Origin of the sequence: Streptomyces himalayensis subsp. himalayensis, assembly GCF_013778455.1 — a bacterium.
GTDB classification, from domain to species: domain Bacteria; phylum Actinomycetota; class Actinomycetes; order Streptomycetales; family Streptomycetaceae; genus Streptomyces; species Streptomyces himalayensis.
The window spans coordinates 266,943-282,222 of sequence record NZ_JACEHE010000003.1; the positions used below are offsets into that span (position 1 = coordinate 266,943).

Annotated in this window: 14 protein-coding genes; 8 read left to right on the forward strand and 6 right to left on the reverse strand. The window is 69.0% G+C overall.

The genetic code is table 11. The features are described 5' to 3' along the window. Positions 1 to 13 precede the first annotated feature (13 nt). The 3 genes from H1D24_RS07620 to H1D24_RS07630 form a co-directional block, all read right to left on the reverse strand. The gene (locus H1D24_RS07620) at positions 14 to 544 is read right to left on the reverse strand and encodes a cupin domain-containing protein (RefSeq protein ID WP_181656609.1); all 531 of its coding nucleotides are present in this window, start codon (positions 542 to 544) and stop codon (positions 14 to 16) included. 114 nt (positions 545 to 658) lie between these two features. Beyond that, positions 659 to 1,735: a phosphotransferase family protein gene (locus H1D24_RS07625; RefSeq protein ID WP_181656610.1), complete on the reverse strand. Its 1,077-nt coding sequence runs from the start codon at positions 1,733 to 1,735 to the stop codon at positions 659 to 661. Next, positions 1,732 to 2,736 carry a C-terminal binding protein gene (locus H1D24_RS07630; protein ID WP_181656611.1) on the reverse strand — a complete coding sequence of 335 codons (1,005 nt, stop codon included), beginning with the start codon at positions 2,734 to 2,736 and terminating at the stop codon, positions 1,732 to 1,734. The genes H1D24_RS07625 and H1D24_RS07630 overlap by 4 nt, the downstream gene beginning before the upstream one ends. 770 nt (positions 2,737 to 3,506) lie before the next feature. Between H1D24_RS07630 and H1D24_RS07635 the strand changes: the two genes are divergently transcribed. Next, a complete protein-coding gene (locus H1D24_RS07635; RefSeq protein WP_181656612.1) occupies positions 3,507 to 4,775 on the forward strand; it encodes an MFS transporter in 1,269 nt (422 codons plus the stop codon). A 659-nt stretch (positions 4,776 to 5,434) separates the two neighbouring features. Beyond that, a complete protein-coding gene (locus H1D24_RS07640; RefSeq protein ID WP_181656613.1) occupies positions 5,435 to 6,490 on the forward strand; it encodes a LacI family DNA-binding transcriptional regulator in 1,056 nt (351 codons plus the stop codon). A gap of 153 nt (positions 6,491 to 6,643) precedes the next feature. On the opposite strand, the gene H1D24_RS07645 is transcribed toward H1D24_RS07640, so the two are convergent. Then, the gene (locus H1D24_RS07645) at positions 6,644 to 7,210 is read right to left on the reverse strand and encodes an NADPH-dependent FMN reductase (RefSeq protein ID WP_258563904.1); all 567 of its coding nucleotides are present in this window, start codon (positions 7,208 to 7,210) and stop codon (positions 6,644 to 6,646) included. 570 nt (positions 7,211 to 7,780) lie between these two features. Here H1D24_RS07645 and eno point away from each other — a divergent pair. The 4 genes from eno (at position 7,781) to H1D24_RS07665 (ending at position 11,739) form a co-directional block, all read left to right on the forward strand. Beyond that, positions 7,781 to 9,103 (forward strand): phosphopyruvate hydratase, encoded by a 1,323-nt coding sequence (gene eno / locus H1D24_RS07650; protein WP_258563905.1) that lies wholly within the window; start codon positions 7,781 to 7,783, stop codon positions 9,101 to 9,103. Beyond that, on the forward strand, positions 9,021 to 9,524 hold the full coding sequence (locus H1D24_RS07655) for a carboxymuconolactone decarboxylase family protein (protein WP_258563934.1): 504 nt from the start codon (positions 9,021 to 9,023) through the stop codon (positions 9,522 to 9,524). The genes eno and H1D24_RS07655 overlap by 83 nt, the downstream gene beginning before the upstream one ends. A gap of 30 nt (positions 9,525 to 9,554) precedes the next feature. Continuing rightward, positions 9,555 to 10,652, forward strand: a complete 1,098-nt coding sequence (locus tag H1D24_RS07660) for an alcohol dehydrogenase catalytic domain-containing protein (protein ID WP_258563906.1) — start codon at positions 9,555 to 9,557, stop codon at positions 10,650 to 10,652. 148 nt (positions 10,653 to 10,800) lie between these two features. Beyond that, on the forward strand, positions 10,801 to 11,739 hold the full coding sequence (locus tag H1D24_RS07665; protein WP_181656617.1) for a LysR substrate-binding domain-containing protein: 939 nt from the start codon (positions 10,801 to 10,803) through the stop codon (positions 11,737 to 11,739). 46 nt (positions 11,740 to 11,785) lie between these two features. On the opposite strand, the gene H1D24_RS07670 is transcribed toward H1D24_RS07665, so the two are convergent. Both H1D24_RS07670 and H1D24_RS07675 read right to left on the reverse strand, forming a co-directional pair. Continuing rightward, positions 11,786 to 12,955: an acyl-CoA dehydrogenase family protein gene (locus tag H1D24_RS07670; protein ID WP_181656618.1), complete on the reverse strand. Its 1,170-nt coding sequence runs from the start codon at positions 12,953 to 12,955 to the stop codon at positions 11,786 to 11,788. Between the two features lie 76 nt (positions 12,956 to 13,031). Further along, entirely contained in the window at positions 13,032 to 14,300 is a 1,269-nt protein-coding gene (locus tag H1D24_RS07675; protein WP_181656619.1) for a CaiB/BaiF CoA transferase family protein, read from the reverse strand. 278 nt (positions 14,301 to 14,578) lie between these two features. Between H1D24_RS07675 and H1D24_RS07680 the strand changes: the two genes are divergently transcribed. Then, the gene (locus H1D24_RS07680; protein WP_374064185.1) at positions 14,579 to 14,842 is read left to right on the forward strand and encodes an acyl-CoA-like ligand-binding transcription factor; all 264 of its coding nucleotides are present in this window, start codon (positions 14,579 to 14,581) and stop codon (positions 14,840 to 14,842) included. A gap of 15 nt (positions 14,843 to 14,857) precedes the next feature. Next, positions 14,858 to 15,274: an AzlD domain-containing protein gene (locus H1D24_RS07685; protein WP_181656620.1), complete on the forward strand. Its 417-nt coding sequence runs from the start codon at positions 14,858 to 14,860 to the stop codon at positions 15,272 to 15,274. The last annotated feature ends 6 nt before the right edge of the window (positions 15,275 to 15,280 follow it).

Here is a 15,280-nt window from a genome sequence, read left to right on the forward strand (position 1 = left end):
CCGGCGTGCCCTGTCAGCAGTCGGCCTCGGCGCCGATGAGCACGAACGCCATGGTCACAGGGCGGTCGCTGCGGTTGCGCCAGGCGTGGCGGGTGCCGTTCTGGATCACGATGTCCCCTGCCGAGAGCGGGGTGAGCCGACCGTCGTCGAGTTCGAGGGCGACGTCTCCCTGCAGCACGATGCCGTAGTCCACGGTCGGCGTGGTGTGCATGCCGTCGGGCTCCATGAGTTCCGCGATGCCGGGCGAATCGGCTAGTTGCTCCCGGTCGTAGGCGACAGGGTCGAACGTCGGGTCGGCCATCGCGGTGTCCGGCGGCATGGTGATGACGATGAAGCGCGTACCGCCGGGCGCCGGAAGCAGGCTGGCGAGCTTCGGCGTGGGGTCCTCCCCGGTCCGGCTGACGGGTTCGCCGGGTTCGGTGGCCCACGGCACGGTGGACACCCAGCCCGGCAGACTGGTGAACTCGCGGCTGCGGGGGACGGGGCCGTCGCTGACGACGATCGACTTCCCGTTCTCGTCATGGCCGGTGACGACTCTGCGCATGTGTGTCTCCTTGGTGGGTGTGTCCTCGGTCGGGTGGGTCTCCTCGGTCGGGTGGGTCTCCTCGGTGGGCCCGCGGTGGGCATCCTCAGCCCTGGTGCCCGTGGTCGGGGACGCTCAGACCGCCCGACTCTCCGTGGCGAGTTCCTCAAGGGCGGCCCACCAGGCGTCCAGTACGTCCTCCACGGTGGGCGCGAATGCACTGAGCAGTGCCGACGCCACGGTGCGTACGAACTGCTTGCGCCGGTCGTCGGTGAGGTACTCCACCGGGGACTTGCCGTCCACGCGCGCGAGCAGCAGCGCCGGCAGCATCGACGCGGCCCGTGCCTCGAGAGCGGCGCGCGGCTCCCAGTCGGCGCAGCGGAAGTACTCCTCGGCAAGAACACGGGCGGACCGCAGGAGTTCGGCGCGGCGGCCGGGCACCACCAGGCTCTTGAGCAGCAGATGGTTGAGGCAGAAGGCGAGGTCGAAGGCAGGGTCTCCGTACCACGCGCATTCGGCGTCCAGCAGCACCGGCTGGAGGGGGCCGACGAGGATGTTCTTCGGGCTGACGTCGCCGTGCACCAGGGCCAGGTGTGTGGTGGCCGTGCGGTCGGCGAGGCCCTGGAGAATGTCGCGCAGACTCGGGTGCGCGGCCGCGGTGGCAAGTAGATACGGCTCGATGCGCAGCGCGTGGAAGTTCTCGTCGGTGGCGAATTCCGCCGCCAGAGCGGCGTCGCCCGCGCTCGCCGCGTGCAGGCTGCCGAGCACCTCACCGACGGCTGCCGCGGTCGCCACCTTCACCTCGCCGTCGAGCAACTGCGCCTTCCACACCGGGTATCGCTCGGGGGGCAGATACGCCATCGCGAAGAGACCGGCCTCGGCGTCATGCGCCAGCAGCACGGGCACGCTCTCCGGCCGGTGTTCGGCCGCGAACCTCATCCATGCCCACTCGTAGGCGTTGCGCGACACCGGGGCCTGCCAGTCGGCCGCGAACCGAAGCGTGGCCAGGGCCCGCTTGACGCACAGGGAACGTCCCGGCAGGTCCACCCGCCACAGATCGGACGAGACGCCCCCGGCCAGCGGAGTCCAGCGCGCGACTTCGCCGGGCGCGGCGAGCTTGTGGGCCAGCAGGAAATCGGTCAGCGCCGGCTCGGGGACCGGCGGCTCCGGGGCATGGGGAGCGTCGTTCGGGGGCACGGGGCTCGTACTCATCGCCGCGCACCCGATCCGGCAGCTGCATCGCGGGGACTGTTGCAGGGATGGGCCGGCGCCTCGTCCCTCAGTACCCGGACGACCTCCTCGGCGGCTCGGCGGCGCAGCTCCGTGACCGAGGCGTCGGAGGAGAAGGCCACATGTGGCGTGAGTATCGCGCCCGGCTGGTCCAGCAGCCTGGCAGGGACGTGCGGTTCGGTCTCCAGTACGTCGAAGGCGGCTCCGCCCAGGTGGCCGCTGGCCAGCGCCTTGACGACCGCGTCGGTGTCCACCAGGCCTCCCCTGCTGACGTTGACCAGCAGACCGCCCGGCGGCATCAGCTCCAGCTGCTCGGTGCCGACGAGGTGGTGCGTGTCCTGCGTCAGCGGCACATGGAGGATCACCACGTCGCTGCGGCACAGCAACTCCTCCAGTTCCACCATCTCCACCCCCGCAGCATCCCGGGGCGGATAGGGGTCATGGGCCAGGATCCTGCAGCCGAAGGCACTCAGCTTGCGCACGGTGGCGCGCCCTATTCGCCCGTAGCCGACGACGCCGCAGGTCAGCGTAGACAGCCGGCGCAGCCGGGCGCCGGCGGGGTCCCATCTGCCCGAGCGGACCTGCCGGTCGCACACCGCCAGTCCACGCGTCCAGGCCAACACCATGCCCACGGCGTGGTCCGAGACCTCCTCGACGCAGTAGTCCGGCACATTGGTGACCCAGACGCCTCGCTCCGTGGCGGCATCCACGGCGATGTTGTCCAGGCCGACGCCGAGTCTGGCAACGATCCGCAGGTCCGGGGACGCCCCGACCGCGGTGGCGGAGACGGGTGCCCAGCACGTGAGGATCCCGGCGGGCCGGTGCTCGGCGACCAGTTCCTCGATGGTCTCGGCGGTCGCGGGCTCGGCGGGGCCGCTCACGAGTGTGTACCCCGCCTCCTCGATCACCGATCGCTCGACGGTGTCGTCGGGCCAGGCGTAGTCGGTGAGCAGCACGGTGCCCGGGCGGCTCGGTGGTTTCATAGCAGGTCGTCCTCGCAGAATCGTGCGGCTCGCAGCGGCGAGACGGGGATCTCGCTGGGGCACATCGGGTCAGCAGGTCTGATCACCACCCGGCGGGCCGCCGGCTTGTGCCCGGTGGGGCCGCCGGATGGCCACGCATGGGGTGGAGTTGGCCACGCATGGGGTGGAGAGTGGGTCGCTGGGCTTGCGTCGGGTGTCCCTGGCGCTCGCCGACTCGTGGTCGGAGCGGGGGACGCCACGGTACGCCCCTGGTACTGATCACAGGATGCCGGGGCACATCGAACCAAATTGTCACAGCCACGTTGTGCTAACGATAGCACTCAGGCCTCTCAACGCGTCAAGAGCCGGACGTCCGCCATTTCGCCGCGCAGCCGCACCACACCGCAGCAGGTCCGCCTTTCGAGCGCCACCACGCGGTGCCTACAAGGAATTCAAGGGCCGCCAAAGAAATCCGGTGCTCACATCTTGACGCGCCAGGGACTTCGCTTCATGGTTTCTGCGAGCCCATGACCGTGTGGCCGACAAGTGTCCGCACAAGGTCCGGTTGTCGAAGACGCCACAGCCACGGACGTCCCCGACGGGCGATATACGGCTGGAATTCACGCGCGGCGGTCGATCGCGCGGCAGCCCGCCGCCCTCTCATCCATACGGCGACATCAGCGCAGTCGCCGACTCAAGTCCGTGTTCAGCTCACCGCTTCTCATCATCGCCCGAACCGCGATGGATCTGCCGCGGCCTGCCGTGGCCCTTTCCCATAGGAGTGAGCCGCCATGAATCACGCAGCGCAACTCGACACGAGTGCCGCACCCGCCCCGAACAAGGCGGACATCGACGAGGCCCCGCTCGGCCGCACCCTGGTCGCAGTGGGCTTCCTGGTGCTGACCCTGTCGTACATGATCAACGCGATGGACCGCCAGGTACTCCCTCCCCTGCTGCCCAACATCCGTGAGGAGTACGGGTTTTCGCTGGAGCAGGGCGGGCTGCTGGCGACGAACTTCACCCTCGGCATGGCGCTGGCCGGCCTGCCGGCGGGCTATCTTCTGGACCGTTTCCGACGCAAGACCGTGCTACTGGTCAGCATCGTGATCTACTCCCTGGGCACGATGGCCACTCCACTGGCCTCCGGTTTCGCCGACATGACCGCGTACCGGGTCCTCTCCGGCTTCGGCGAGGGCATGCAGTCCGCCGCCATCTTCGCGGCTGTCGGCGCGTACTTCGCCCGACGACGAGGCCTCGCCTTCGGCATCATCGGCGCGGGCTACTCCCTCGGCGTGTTCATCAGTCCGCTGATCGGCGTCCGGCTCATGAACACGCACGGCTCCTGGCACTCGCCCTTCTACCTGTTCGGGGCGGCCGGGCTGGTGATCGCCGCCATCGCGGTCTTCGCGGTGAAAACCGGTCTGACCGAGCGCAGCGTCGAGCAGGTCGTCTCGAGCAGGACCTACGAGTACATGCCCGAATCCCCCTACAACCGCAACACCATCGCGTTGGCCGTCCACTCCATCGTCAGCGGTGTGGCCATCTACGGGTTCATCGGCCTCTATCCGACGTTCCTCATCACCAGCCTGCACTTCACCCCGGCACAGGCCGCACTCGCCATGAGCTTCCTCGGCTTCGGCGGCATGCTGGCCATTTTCGGCGGGTGGCTCGGCGACCGCGTCAACCAGCGCAATCTGCTGATCCTCAGCCTGTTGGCCTGTTCCGTCATCAGCGTCTGCATCTACCAGCTGCACGGCGGAGTCGGCTGGCAGTGCCTGCTCGCCTTCCTCATGGGCGTCTTCGGCCTGGGCTTCCTCTACCCCAACACCAACAGCGCGATCCAGCGGGCCGTCCGCCCCGAACAGATCGGACGTGCCTCCGGTCTGTTCGTCACCAGCTACTACGGAACAGCCGCGTTCTCCGGCTTGATCTTCGCCACCCTGGTGGAGAACTTCGGCTGGCGCCAGGCGGGGCTGCTGCAGGTCACGCTCCTCCCGCTGGCCGGCGTCCTCGCGATGACCTTCGTCCGCACCTCGCGGTTCAACAACGCGGTCCGCTAGCGGCGCACCTGCGGACCTGCTGACCCACGGACCTGCTGACCCACGGACCTGCGGACCCGCCGACCTGCAGACCCGCGGACCCGCGGACCTGCGGCCGACTGGCGGCTCGCGGCTCGCGGCTCGCGGCTCGCGGCTCGCGGCTCGCGGCAATCGTGGGGATGGGACCGCTATGCGGCCTCGTGGGGATGGGGCCTGGGCGAGGTTCACGGCGAAGGACATCAGTGCGACGCAACCGGCCTCGGTCGAACCTTTGCGTGGTTCGTCCGAGGCCGGTTGTGTGTTTCCCGAATTGCATTCCTTGCGCTCGATGATGCGGTCGTCGTCGACGTCATTGGAGCACGGGCAGCCGAGTACGTACTCAAGGGCTTCGGACCCCTTGGCATGGCGGGCTTTCTCGACATCGCCAATTCGAGTCGTCGGCAGTAACGCACGCCGCCCACGGGGCATTTGACGATCCGCAAGGAAACCTCCGCGACCACCGAAACCGCGGGCGATCGCATGACTCCGCCAGCAGTGCTAACGTTAGCGCAGAGATAATGACCAAGCCGGTGCCCGATTCTCCGACCACTAGCTCGACCACGGAGCGCGACGTCAATGCTATCGTTGGCATACAGACAGTAACGGGTACCGGGATCAGTCACTCGAGGGGGCGCCACCACGTGATCACCACCAGGGACATCGCCGAACGCCTCGGGATCTCCGTCTCGACGGTCGGCCGAGCACTCGCTGACGACAGCCGTATCAGCGAGGAGACCAAGTTCCGGGTCCGCCAGGCCGCGTCCGAGATGGGATACGTGGCCAACCGCGCCGCACGGATGATGCGGGGCGCGTCGAGCAACGTGGTCGCGCTGGTGATCCCGGACATCCGCAACAGCTTCTACTCGACCATCGCGCACGAGCTGTCCAAGAACATGGAGGCGCAGGGCTTCCAGCTCATGCTCTCGGAGACCGACGACGACAGGATGGTCGAGCTGCGGCATCTGCGCGAGCTGTCCGCGAGCCGCGTGGCGGGCATCATCATCGTTCCCACCGCGCGCCCTCACAACGACTCCGTCAAACTGCTGCGCGCGGTGCCGCACCTGCAGCTGCTGCGCAAACACCCATCGCTGGGCTCCCAGTGGTTCGGCGTGGACGACTACGAGGCGCTGCGACAGGCCACGGCCCACCTGGTGGCACAGGGACACACCCGTATCGCCTACCTCGGCGGTCCCGTCGAACTGCCCACCGGCGCCGAGCGCCTCAAGGGCTTCCGCAGCGCCCTGCGCGAAGGCGGCCTGCCCGACGACGCCGGCCTGGCCGAACTGGGACCACCGTCGGACGTGGACCACGGCCGTCAGGCGGTACGCCGACTGCTGGAGGGCCCGTCGGCACCCACCGGGCTCGTACTCGGATCCATCCAGCTCACCCTGGGCGTCCTGGAGGAACTTTCCCAGCAGGGCGTGAAGGTGCCCCAGGAGCTGTCCGTGGTCGGGTTCGGAGATGAACCCGGATTCTCCTGGTGGGGCCCGGGACTCACCACCATCGGCCTGCCCATCCAGGAGATGGCCACCGGCTGCGCGCTGTGGCTGATGCGCCGCCTCACGACAAAACCCGGCAACGACGGCCCGTACACCTCCGTCTCGCCGGGATCACTGATCGTGCGCGGCAGCACAGCACCGCCCAGCGGCCCGGCCCGCGCCCGTCGCGGCGGTCGGCCCTCCTCCCAGGCCGGCTGAGCGTCGGTACGGTCGTCCACCACTCCGGCTGACCGGCGGCACGGTCGTCCACCACTCCGGCTGACCGGCGGCACGGTCGTCCACCACTCCGGCTGACCGGCGGCACGGTCGTCCCCGGTCAGCCCCTCCGGGTCGACCAACCTCCCGCTCAAGTCAGGGAGTTGTGTTGCGCAGCCTGCGCATGACGCGAGCCGTACGCTCGAGCTCGTCGAGCATCTGCTCGGCCGCCGCATCATGTATCTTGCCGCCCCGAAACGCGCCGTCGTCCATGACTTCGCTGATGAACGGGATGCTCACAGTGGGACCGATCGGCAGCATCCTGAGGTTCGCGACGACCTGCTTGGACATCTGCACCGCACGCGTGCCGGCCGAGACACCCCCATAGCTCACGAAACCGGCCGGCTTGTGCTGCCACTCCACGACGAGGTAGTCCCATGCGTTCTTCAAGGAGGCCGGGAAGGCGCCGTTGTACTCCGGGGTGACGAAGACGAAGGCGTCAGACCTGTCGACGATCCGACTCCATTCCCGGGTGTGGCTCTTCGTGTACTGCCGCAGGGCCGGCGGATGCGGCTCATCGTAGAAGGGAAGAGCGAGTTCACGCAGGTCGACGACGTGCGACTCGAACTCGTCGTACTCCGCGGCGCGCGCGGTGAACCAGTCCGCGACGGACCTGCCCACACGTCCGGGACGTGTGCTGGCGACAACAGTGGTGAGGGTCATCGGTGCCATATCGGGGGCTCGCTTTCCGTTCGGCTGCGTTCCGGCCCGGGGCCCGCGCTCTCCCAGTGCTGTCCGCCTTCCCAGGGAGAGCGTGGGCCACCGGAGTCTTCCGGGAATCGCACTGAGTGTGCGAACGATAGCACTCACATACACCCCAGCCAATGCCCGACGGCGGGCGATGCCCAGCGACTCAAGCGAAGTGCCACCTGCCTCTTGACGCATGACACCCGCCCTTCGCACCATTGCGCTATCGTTAGCACTTCAAGAGCCGCGGCAGGCGAGAAATCCTCGCCATCGCCCTTCCTGTCCACTGTCGACCGGCCCCGCGACGACAAGAGCCGTACAACGCGTCGCTCGCGCCCAGCACATGCCCGCCGATCCAACGGATGGCGGGTGACTGCCACCGACTGCCGTCCCGACAGCCGCCGCTGCGACGGGCGGGTTCCACGCAGCGCGGCGGCTTCATGCCCGCGCACGCTCGTCCGCCGCCGGTACGGCAACGGACGGCCGTCGCCCGACGAGCGGCCCCGGACATCACTGAGGGTTCAGATCCCGAAAGGTTGCACCGCAATGACAGACGCGCGGATCGCCAAGCTGTACGGCCGCAGGGTGTGGGACTCACGCGGCCGGCCGACCGTCGAGGTCGAGGCCCACATCACGGATGGTGCGGTCGGGCGGGCGATCGCTCCGGCCGGCGCCTCGACGGGCCAGGGGGAAGCCCTGGACCTGCGCGACGGCGGCAGCCGCTTCGGCGGGCTCGACGTCCATCGTGCGGTGGGCTCGGTGAACAACGAGATCGCGCCCGCTCTCAAGGGCCAGGATGCGACCGACCAGGAGTCGGTCGACCGGCTGCTGGTGGACCTCGACGGGACCCCGGACCGGAGCCGTCTCGGCGGCAACGCGATCGTGGCCACGTCCATGGCCGTGCTGCACGCCGCCGCCGCATCGGCGGACAAGCCGCTGTGGCTCCATCTGTCGGGTGGACGTCCGGTCCGGATCCCTCTGCCGGAGATCCAGATCTTCGGCGGCGGCGCCCACGCGGACCGGCGTGTCGACGTGCAGGATTTCATGGTGGTCTGTCCCGCGGCAGGGAGCTTCTCCGAGGCCCTGGACTGGACCGCGGAGATCTACCGGGCGGCCGGACGTCTGATGCGCAAGGCCGGGAAGACCGGCGGTGTGGCCGACGAAGGGGGCTTCTGGCCGGCGTTCGACTCCAACGAGGAGGCACTGGAGACGCTGACCCTGGCCATCGAGACCGCAGGCTTCGGCCCCTCGTCCCAGGTCGGCATCTCCCTGGACATCGCGGCCTCGCAGTTCGGCAGCGCCGGGAAGTACACGCTGGCTCTCGATGATCGCGCCCTGGACACCGGCGCGCTGATCGAGATGCTCGGGCGCTGGATCGAGCACTATCCGATCCTGTCCATCGAGGACCCCCTCGGCGAGGACGATCACGAGGGCATGGTGGAGTTCACCCGGCTGTACGGCGACCGCTGCCAGGTGATCGGCGACGATTTCCTGGTGACGAGCGCACAGCGGGTGGAGGCGGCCGCGGCCGGCAAGGCGGCCAACGCGGTGCTCGTCAAGCCGAACCAGGCCGGGACGGTCACGGAGGCTCCTGGAGAAGTGGTATTTCGAAGCGTCGCCCTTCGTGGGAGTGCCGCAGATCCCACCGGCCGAAAAGCCGAATCCGATGACGCTCGAACGGTTCCTGCTCGAACAGTCCGCAAACTGACCTTTTCGCCCCACAGGAAATGCCATGGCACGAGTTCCCTATCTGCACCGCGAGGACGCGGACGAGGCGCTGGGGCCCCTGTACGACCGGCTCGAGGCCGAACGCAAGGTACCGACGGCGAACATCTTCCTCGCCCTCGCGGGCGCGCCGGAACAACTTGACGCCTTTCTGACCTACGCCAACGCGCTGCGGGCCTGCGAACTCAGTCCCAGGCTCCGGGAGCTGGCGATCCTGACCGTGGGGCACGCGACGCGGTCGGCGTACGAGGTCGCGCATCACCAGTCCCACGGGATGAAGGCCGGGCTCACCGAGGAGCAGCTCGCGGCGGTTGCCGATTTCGAATCTGCCGATGTCTTCGACGAGGTGGAGAAGGCCGTCATGCGTCTTGCCAAGGAGTCCACACTCGTGGTCGATGTCTCCGAGGAGACATGGCGTGCCGCCGCTGCGCATCTGACCGACAAGCAAATGGTCGAACTCGCCTTGTCCATCGCCTGGTACAACTCCGGCGTCCGCATCATGGGCCTGTTGGACATCGATCTTGAGAGCGGTTATCCGAACCCGTTCGCGGACCCGCGTCCGTAGGCAATTTCAAGGAGTATTTCAATGGCGAAAATGCTCGCTGCACGACTGCATGCGCTCGGTGAGCCCATGTCGGTGGACACGATCGATGTGCCGACGCCGCGACCGACCGATGTGCTGGTGCGGGTCAAGGCCTGCGGAATCGTGCCGAACATGGCCAACGTGATCAACAACTGGCCCACCTGGTTCCCCCATCAGCCGCTGCCCAGGTTCCCCGCCATCTTCGGCCTGGACGCCGCCGGCGTGGTCGAGGCGGTCGGCGAGGCGGTGATCAACACCAAGCCCGGCGACAGGGTGTACGTGAATCCCCTACGGTCCTGCGGAAGTTGCCAGGTGTGCCGCGGAGGTGAGCTCAGCAGATGCCGCTACTTCACCCTGAACGGCTATTTCAGCACGTCGCGTGACGGCCAGCGGATCTTCGACCTCTACCCCTACGGCGGCTTCGCGGAGTACATGACCGCACCCCAGTACTCGATCGTCAACATCCCGGACAACATGACGTTCGAGCAGGCCGGAAAGCTCGGCTACATCGGCACGTCCTACGGAGCCCTCAAGAACGCCGCTGCGGGACCGGGCCAGGTGGCGCTCATCGACGGGGTCACCGGAACCCTCGGTGTCGCCTCGACCGTCCTCGCGCTGGCGTCCGGTGTGTCGCGGGTCCTCGGTACCGGCCGCAACGAGGCACTCCTCAAGCGCGTCAAGGACCTGGATCCGGACCGGGTCGAGGTGTTCAGGCTGGGTGAGGGCTCCTCCGGTGAGTGGGCGAAGTCGCTGACCGGCGGCGAGGGCGCCGACTTCGTCATCAGCGCGCTGGGAGCCAGGGCACCGGTGGAGACGATGCTGGATTCCATGCAGGGAGTCCGCAGGGGCGGCAGGGTGGTCAACGTCGGCGGTGTGGCCGAGCGGCTGCCCGTGGACGTGAAGTGGCTCATGGACGAGCAGGTCCAGCTGATCGGCTCCAACTGGTTCACCACCGCGCAGGGGCAGGAACTCGCCGACATGGTGGGCACGGGCGCCCTGGACCTGTCGTACCTGGAGTCCAAGCCCTTCCCGCTGGCCAGGGTCAACGAGGCGATCTCGGGACTCGAGGACCGCGACGGCGGATTCAGCAACTACGTCGTCATTCCCTGAGCCGGGCCGGGGACTGCTCCCCGAGCCGGGGCGGGGACTGCTCCCCGCGCCCTGCCCCCGTACTCACCCCGCGGCGTTCCTGCCCGCCGCGGGGTGATTTCCTGTTCGATGCTCTCGTTGGCACAGACTCAGCAGGACGGAGGAGCCGGTGGAACTGCGCTGGCTGGAATCGTTCGTCACCGTCGCGGAGGAACTGCACTTCGCGAAGGCGGCGGACCGACTGCATCTGGCTCCGTCAGCACTTAGTGCCCAAGTCAGGGCGCTGGAGTCGCACCTGGGCGTACGCCTGATCGACCGCGGACGGCGCAGCCGCCCGGCGCTGACCAGCGCCGGGCGGCTGTTTCTCGAGGAGGCGCAGCGCACGCTCGCCCAGGCCGCCCGTGCCGAGGCCGTGGGCCGGCGGGCCGGCCGCGGGGAGCTGGGACATGCCGAGATCGCCTACGTGGCCTCGGCCGCCTTCTCGGGTGTGCTGACCGACGTCCTCACTCGGTGTGCGGCCCCGGGAACCCAGCTCACGGTGCAGGTCCGCGAGCTGGAGACACCGGCCCAGCTGGAGGCCCTGGCCTGCGGGGACATCGACGTCGGCTTCCTGCGCTGGAGGCCGGAGTACCCGCCGGGAGTCACGGCCACCTGTCTGCTCACCGAGGAGGTCGTCCTGGCGCTACCGGCCGGCTCGCCTCTGGCGGCGTACGAGGCCGTGCCGGCGGCGGAGCTGTGCCACGAGCGGTTCGTGGCCCCCCACTTCGACGAGGAGTACGGCTGCCGCGACCAGATCCTCGAGGTGGCCGACCAGGGTGGTTTCAGCCCCCAGGTCGCTCCTCCGGTACGGGACTTCATCGCCGCTCTCACACTGGTGGGCGGCGGTCTCGCCGTGGCTCTGGTGCCGGATTCGCTGCGCCGCGTGCAGATACCGGGGGTCACCTGTCGTCCGCTCGCGGACGTACGGCTGACCACCCGGCTGGTCGGCGCGTACCGCAAGGGCGAGACCTCGCCGGCGGTACGCGGCGTGATCCGCCGCCTGCGGGAGGCGGCGGCCGTCACGGTCGCAAACAACGATCCTCAAGCTCATATGACTTTCCTGAGGTGAGGTGGTCCCCGGGCAGGCCGGCCCATACCGACCTGCCCGGCGCGTTTCAGCGGTACGCCGCGATGCCCGTCACGGACTGGCCGACGACGAGGGTGTGGATCTCCTCGGTGCCCTCGTAAGTGAGCACGGTCTCCAGGTTGTTGGCGTGCCGGAGCACCGGGTACTCGGTGGTGATGCCGTTGGCGCCGAGAATGGTGCGGGCCGTGCGGGCGGTGTCGAGTGCGGCCCGGACGTTGGCGAGCTTTCCGAGGCTGACCTGTTCCGGGCGCAGCTTCCCGGCGTCCTTCAGCTTGCTCAGGCGCAGGGCCAACAGCTGGGCGTTCACCAGATCGACCTGCATCCGGGCCAGCTTCTGCTGGGTGAGCTGGAAGCCGCCGAGCTGCCGGCCGAACTGCTCGCGGGTCGTGGAGTACTCCAGAGCCGAGAGATAGCAGGTGCGGGCCGCGCCGACGACACCGCACAGGATGCCGAAGCGCGCCTCGGACAGGCAGGACAGCGGTCCCTTCAAACCCGTCACGCCCGGGAGCACCGCCGAGGCGGGCAACCGTACGTCTTCCAGGTGCAGTTCGGCGGTGACGGACGCGCGCAGCGACAGCTTCTTGTGGATCTCGCTGGTGGTGAAGCCCGGGGTGTCCTTGGGTACGAGGAAGCCGCGGATGCCCTCCTCGGTGCGGGCCCAGACCACGGCGATGTCGGCGACCGAGCCATTGGTGATCCACATCTTGGTGCCGTTGAGGATCCAGTCGTCACCGTCGCGCTTGGCCTGGGTCCGCATGTTTCCGGGATCGGAGCCCTGGTCGGGTTCGGTGAGCCCGAAGCAGCCGATCGCCTCACCGGAGGCGAGCTTGGGCAGCCACTCCTGCTTCTGCTCCTCGGAGCCGTAGCGGTGGATGGGGAACATGACCAGCGAGCCTTGCACGGACACGAAGCTGCGCAGTCCCGAGTCGGCCGCCTCCAGTTCGCGGCAGGCCACACCGTAGGCGGTGGCGCTGACACCGGCGCAGCCGTAGCCCTCCAGGTGCATGCCCAGTAGTCCCAACTGGCCGAGTTCAGGGCCCAGTTCGCGAGTCGGGAAGGTACCCGCCTCGAACCAGTCGGCCACATGCTCGGTCACTCGGTCACGGACGAAGACGCTGACCGTGTCACGGATGAGGCGTTCGTCGTCGTCGAGCTCGTTGTCGAGTTCCAGGGCGTCAATGGGGTTGAGGTGGGGCATCAGGGGTTCCTCCGGGACTGTTGAGAACGAAGAGCAGCGTTGCGGGTGAGTCTGTGCGGTTGCGTAGGGGTGGCGGTCATGCGGTTTCGGGGGTGTCGTCGGCGGTGCGGCGGAAGAGCTCCGCCGTGTGTTCGCCCAGACCGGGCGGCGGCAGGCGGTACTGCGCGGGTGACTCGCTCAGCGCGATGGGGTGGGCGACCTGCCGGGACACCGGCGCGGGCGCCGATCCGTCCTCTGATCCGTCCGCCGATCCGTCCGCCGGGAAGGGGGCCGTGGCCGGGATGCTGACGATGCCGGGCAACCCGAGCCGGTGGGCGAAGGCGAACGCCTCGTCGAGCGTGTTGACCGGGCCCGCGGGCACCCCCGCGGCGAGCAGGGTGGCGGACCAGTGGTCGGCGCCTGCGGTCAGCAGCCGTTCGCCCAGCAGCTTCCGCAGCTCTTCACGGTGCGCCACCCGGCCGGGGTTGGTGCGGAAGCGGTCGTCGTCGGCGAGGCCGGGGCACCCGAGGACCGCGGCCAGCGCCACGAACTGCCCGTCGTTGCCGACCGCGAGTGCGAGCGGGCGGTCCGCGGTGGGGAAGGTCTCGTACGGGGCGATGCTGGGGTGGGCGTTGCCCAGCCGTCCGGGTACGACGCCGACGACGGCGTAGCCCGAGGCCTGGTTGACCATCGCCGACAGCAACGAGCCCAGCAGACTCACCTCGACGCGCTGTCCTTCGCCGCTGGCGTCCCGGTGCCGCAGGGCCGCCATGATGCCGAGCGTCGCGTGCAGACCGGTGATCACGTCGACGAGGGCGACCCCGGTCTTCACCGGTTCGCCGTCGGGCTCCCCCGTCACGCTCATCAGCCCGCCGACGGCCTGGACCAGCAGGTCGTAGCCGGGGATCGCGGCGCCGCCGTCGGCCCCGAATCCGCTGACGGAGCAGTAGACGAGGCGGGGATGGCGAGCTCGCAGATCCGCGTATCCCAGCCCGAGCCGGTCCATCGTGCCGGGACGGAAGTTCTCCACCAGCACGTCGGACTCGGCGATCAGCGCACGTGCCCGCTCGCGTCCCGTCTCGCTGGTCAGGTCCAGGGCGACGGAGCGCTTGTTCCGGTTGACGCCGAGGAAGTAGGTCGACGTGCCGTTCTCGTCCGCGGGGGGACGCCATTCGCGGGTCTCGTCGCCCGTCCCGGGCCGCTCGACCTTCACGACGTCGGCCCCGAGGTCGGCCAGGAGCATGGTGGCGTACGGTCCCGCGAGGACACGGGAGAAGTCCGCGATCCGCAGCCCTGCCAGTGCGCCTCGCCCCGCTCCCCCGTCAGCGCCGGAACCGTCGCCCGGGGGGCCGTCCTTGGTACTCACGCCTGCCTCCTGATGATCGTCCTCGGCCACCGGGCCTGCCCCGGGCGCGATCAGCCTGACCCCCCTCAGTGCGGCAGGTCAACGACGAACTCACGCATCTTTGTGCGCGGAAAACGTTCTGTACGAGCAGGTCAGCGAGGCTGTGGCCGGATTACGCTCACGGCGGCACCACTGCTCGCGGGGACGCTGGAGACCGTCGCCGCAGGACTCGTGGTGGCCATCGGCCTGTCTGCGCGTGACTGGCAGCGGCACCCCACCACCAGGACCCGGCCGGCGCCCTGGCGACCACGCGTCTCGTCCGGGCCACCCCTGCCCTGTGCGCACGGCAGTTGAAGGAGCAGCACGGCTGGCAGCCCGGCCTGGCCCAGGCCCTGGCCGAACGCCACGGTTCGTCGCAGCCCGCGACGCTCGGCGAATCAGTACGGGCCGCCGCCGCGCTGGACTGCCTGAATGTCGCCATCGACCACTGGACCGCCTCCGACGGCCGCCTCGACCTCGTCGACCTCCTGGACGAGGCCTTCGCCGCACTGACACAAGGGTGAGCGGCGGTACCACCGGTGTCACGCAGCCGGTCGGCGACATCGAGAGCGGGCTCGCCGCGAGGTGGCGTCGGCGCCCAGAGCAGTGCCTGCGAGACCTACTGGGTCGGCGGCGGTCTGCTCGGCGTCGCTCTTGCCCTGCGCGCCTTGCCCTTCGCGGTGCTGCGCACGCTGCGCGACTCGGCGCTCGTGCGGCAGCTGTCGCTGTGGATGCCGGTGGGCATTCTCGCAATCCTCGCCGTTACCGCCCTGCACGGCACCATCGCCGCCGAACCGCACGCGACGCTCTACGCGCTGCTCGCGGTCGCCGTCACCGCCGCCGTACACCTGGCCTCCGGCCGCCGCACGATCCTGAGCGTCGGCATCGGCACCGCCGTCTACGCCCTCGTCAACGACCCTCTGACGCCTCGCCGTTCCCGAGGAGAGGCCAGTTGAACGGAG

What these genes read in the sequence shown, in the direction of transcription:
- H1D24_RS07620 (WP_181656609.1), bottom strand. Translation starts at nt 544, where the DNA reads ATGCGCAGAGTCGTCACCGGCCATGACGAGAACGGGAAGTCGATCGTC.
- H1D24_RS07625 (WP_181656610.1), bottom strand. Translation starts at nt 1,735, where the DNA reads ATGAGTACGAGCCCCGTGCCCCCGAACGACGCTCCCCATGCCCCGGAG.
- H1D24_RS07630 (WP_181656611.1), bottom strand. Translation starts at nt 2,736, where the DNA reads ATGAAACCACCGAGCCGCCCGGGCACCGTGCTGCTCACCGACTACGCC.
- H1D24_RS07635 (WP_181656612.1), top strand. Translation starts at nt 3,507, where the DNA reads ATGAATCACGCAGCGCAACTCGACACGAGTGCCGCACCCGCCCCGAAC.
- H1D24_RS07645 (WP_258563904.1), bottom strand. Translation starts at nt 7,210, where the DNA reads ATGACCCTCACCACTGTTGTCGCCAGCACACGTCCCGGACGTGTGGGC.
- eno (WP_258563905.1), top strand. Translation starts at nt 7,781, where the DNA reads ATGACAGACGCGCGGATCGCCAAGCTGTACGGCCGCAGGGTGTGGGAC.
- H1D24_RS07660 (WP_258563906.1), top strand. Translation starts at nt 9,555, where the DNA reads ATGCTCGCTGCACGACTGCATGCGCTCGGTGAGCCCATGTCGGTGGAC.
- H1D24_RS07670 (WP_181656618.1), bottom strand. Translation starts at nt 12,955, where the DNA reads ATGCCCCACCTCAACCCCATTGACGCCCTGGAACTCGACAACGAGCTC.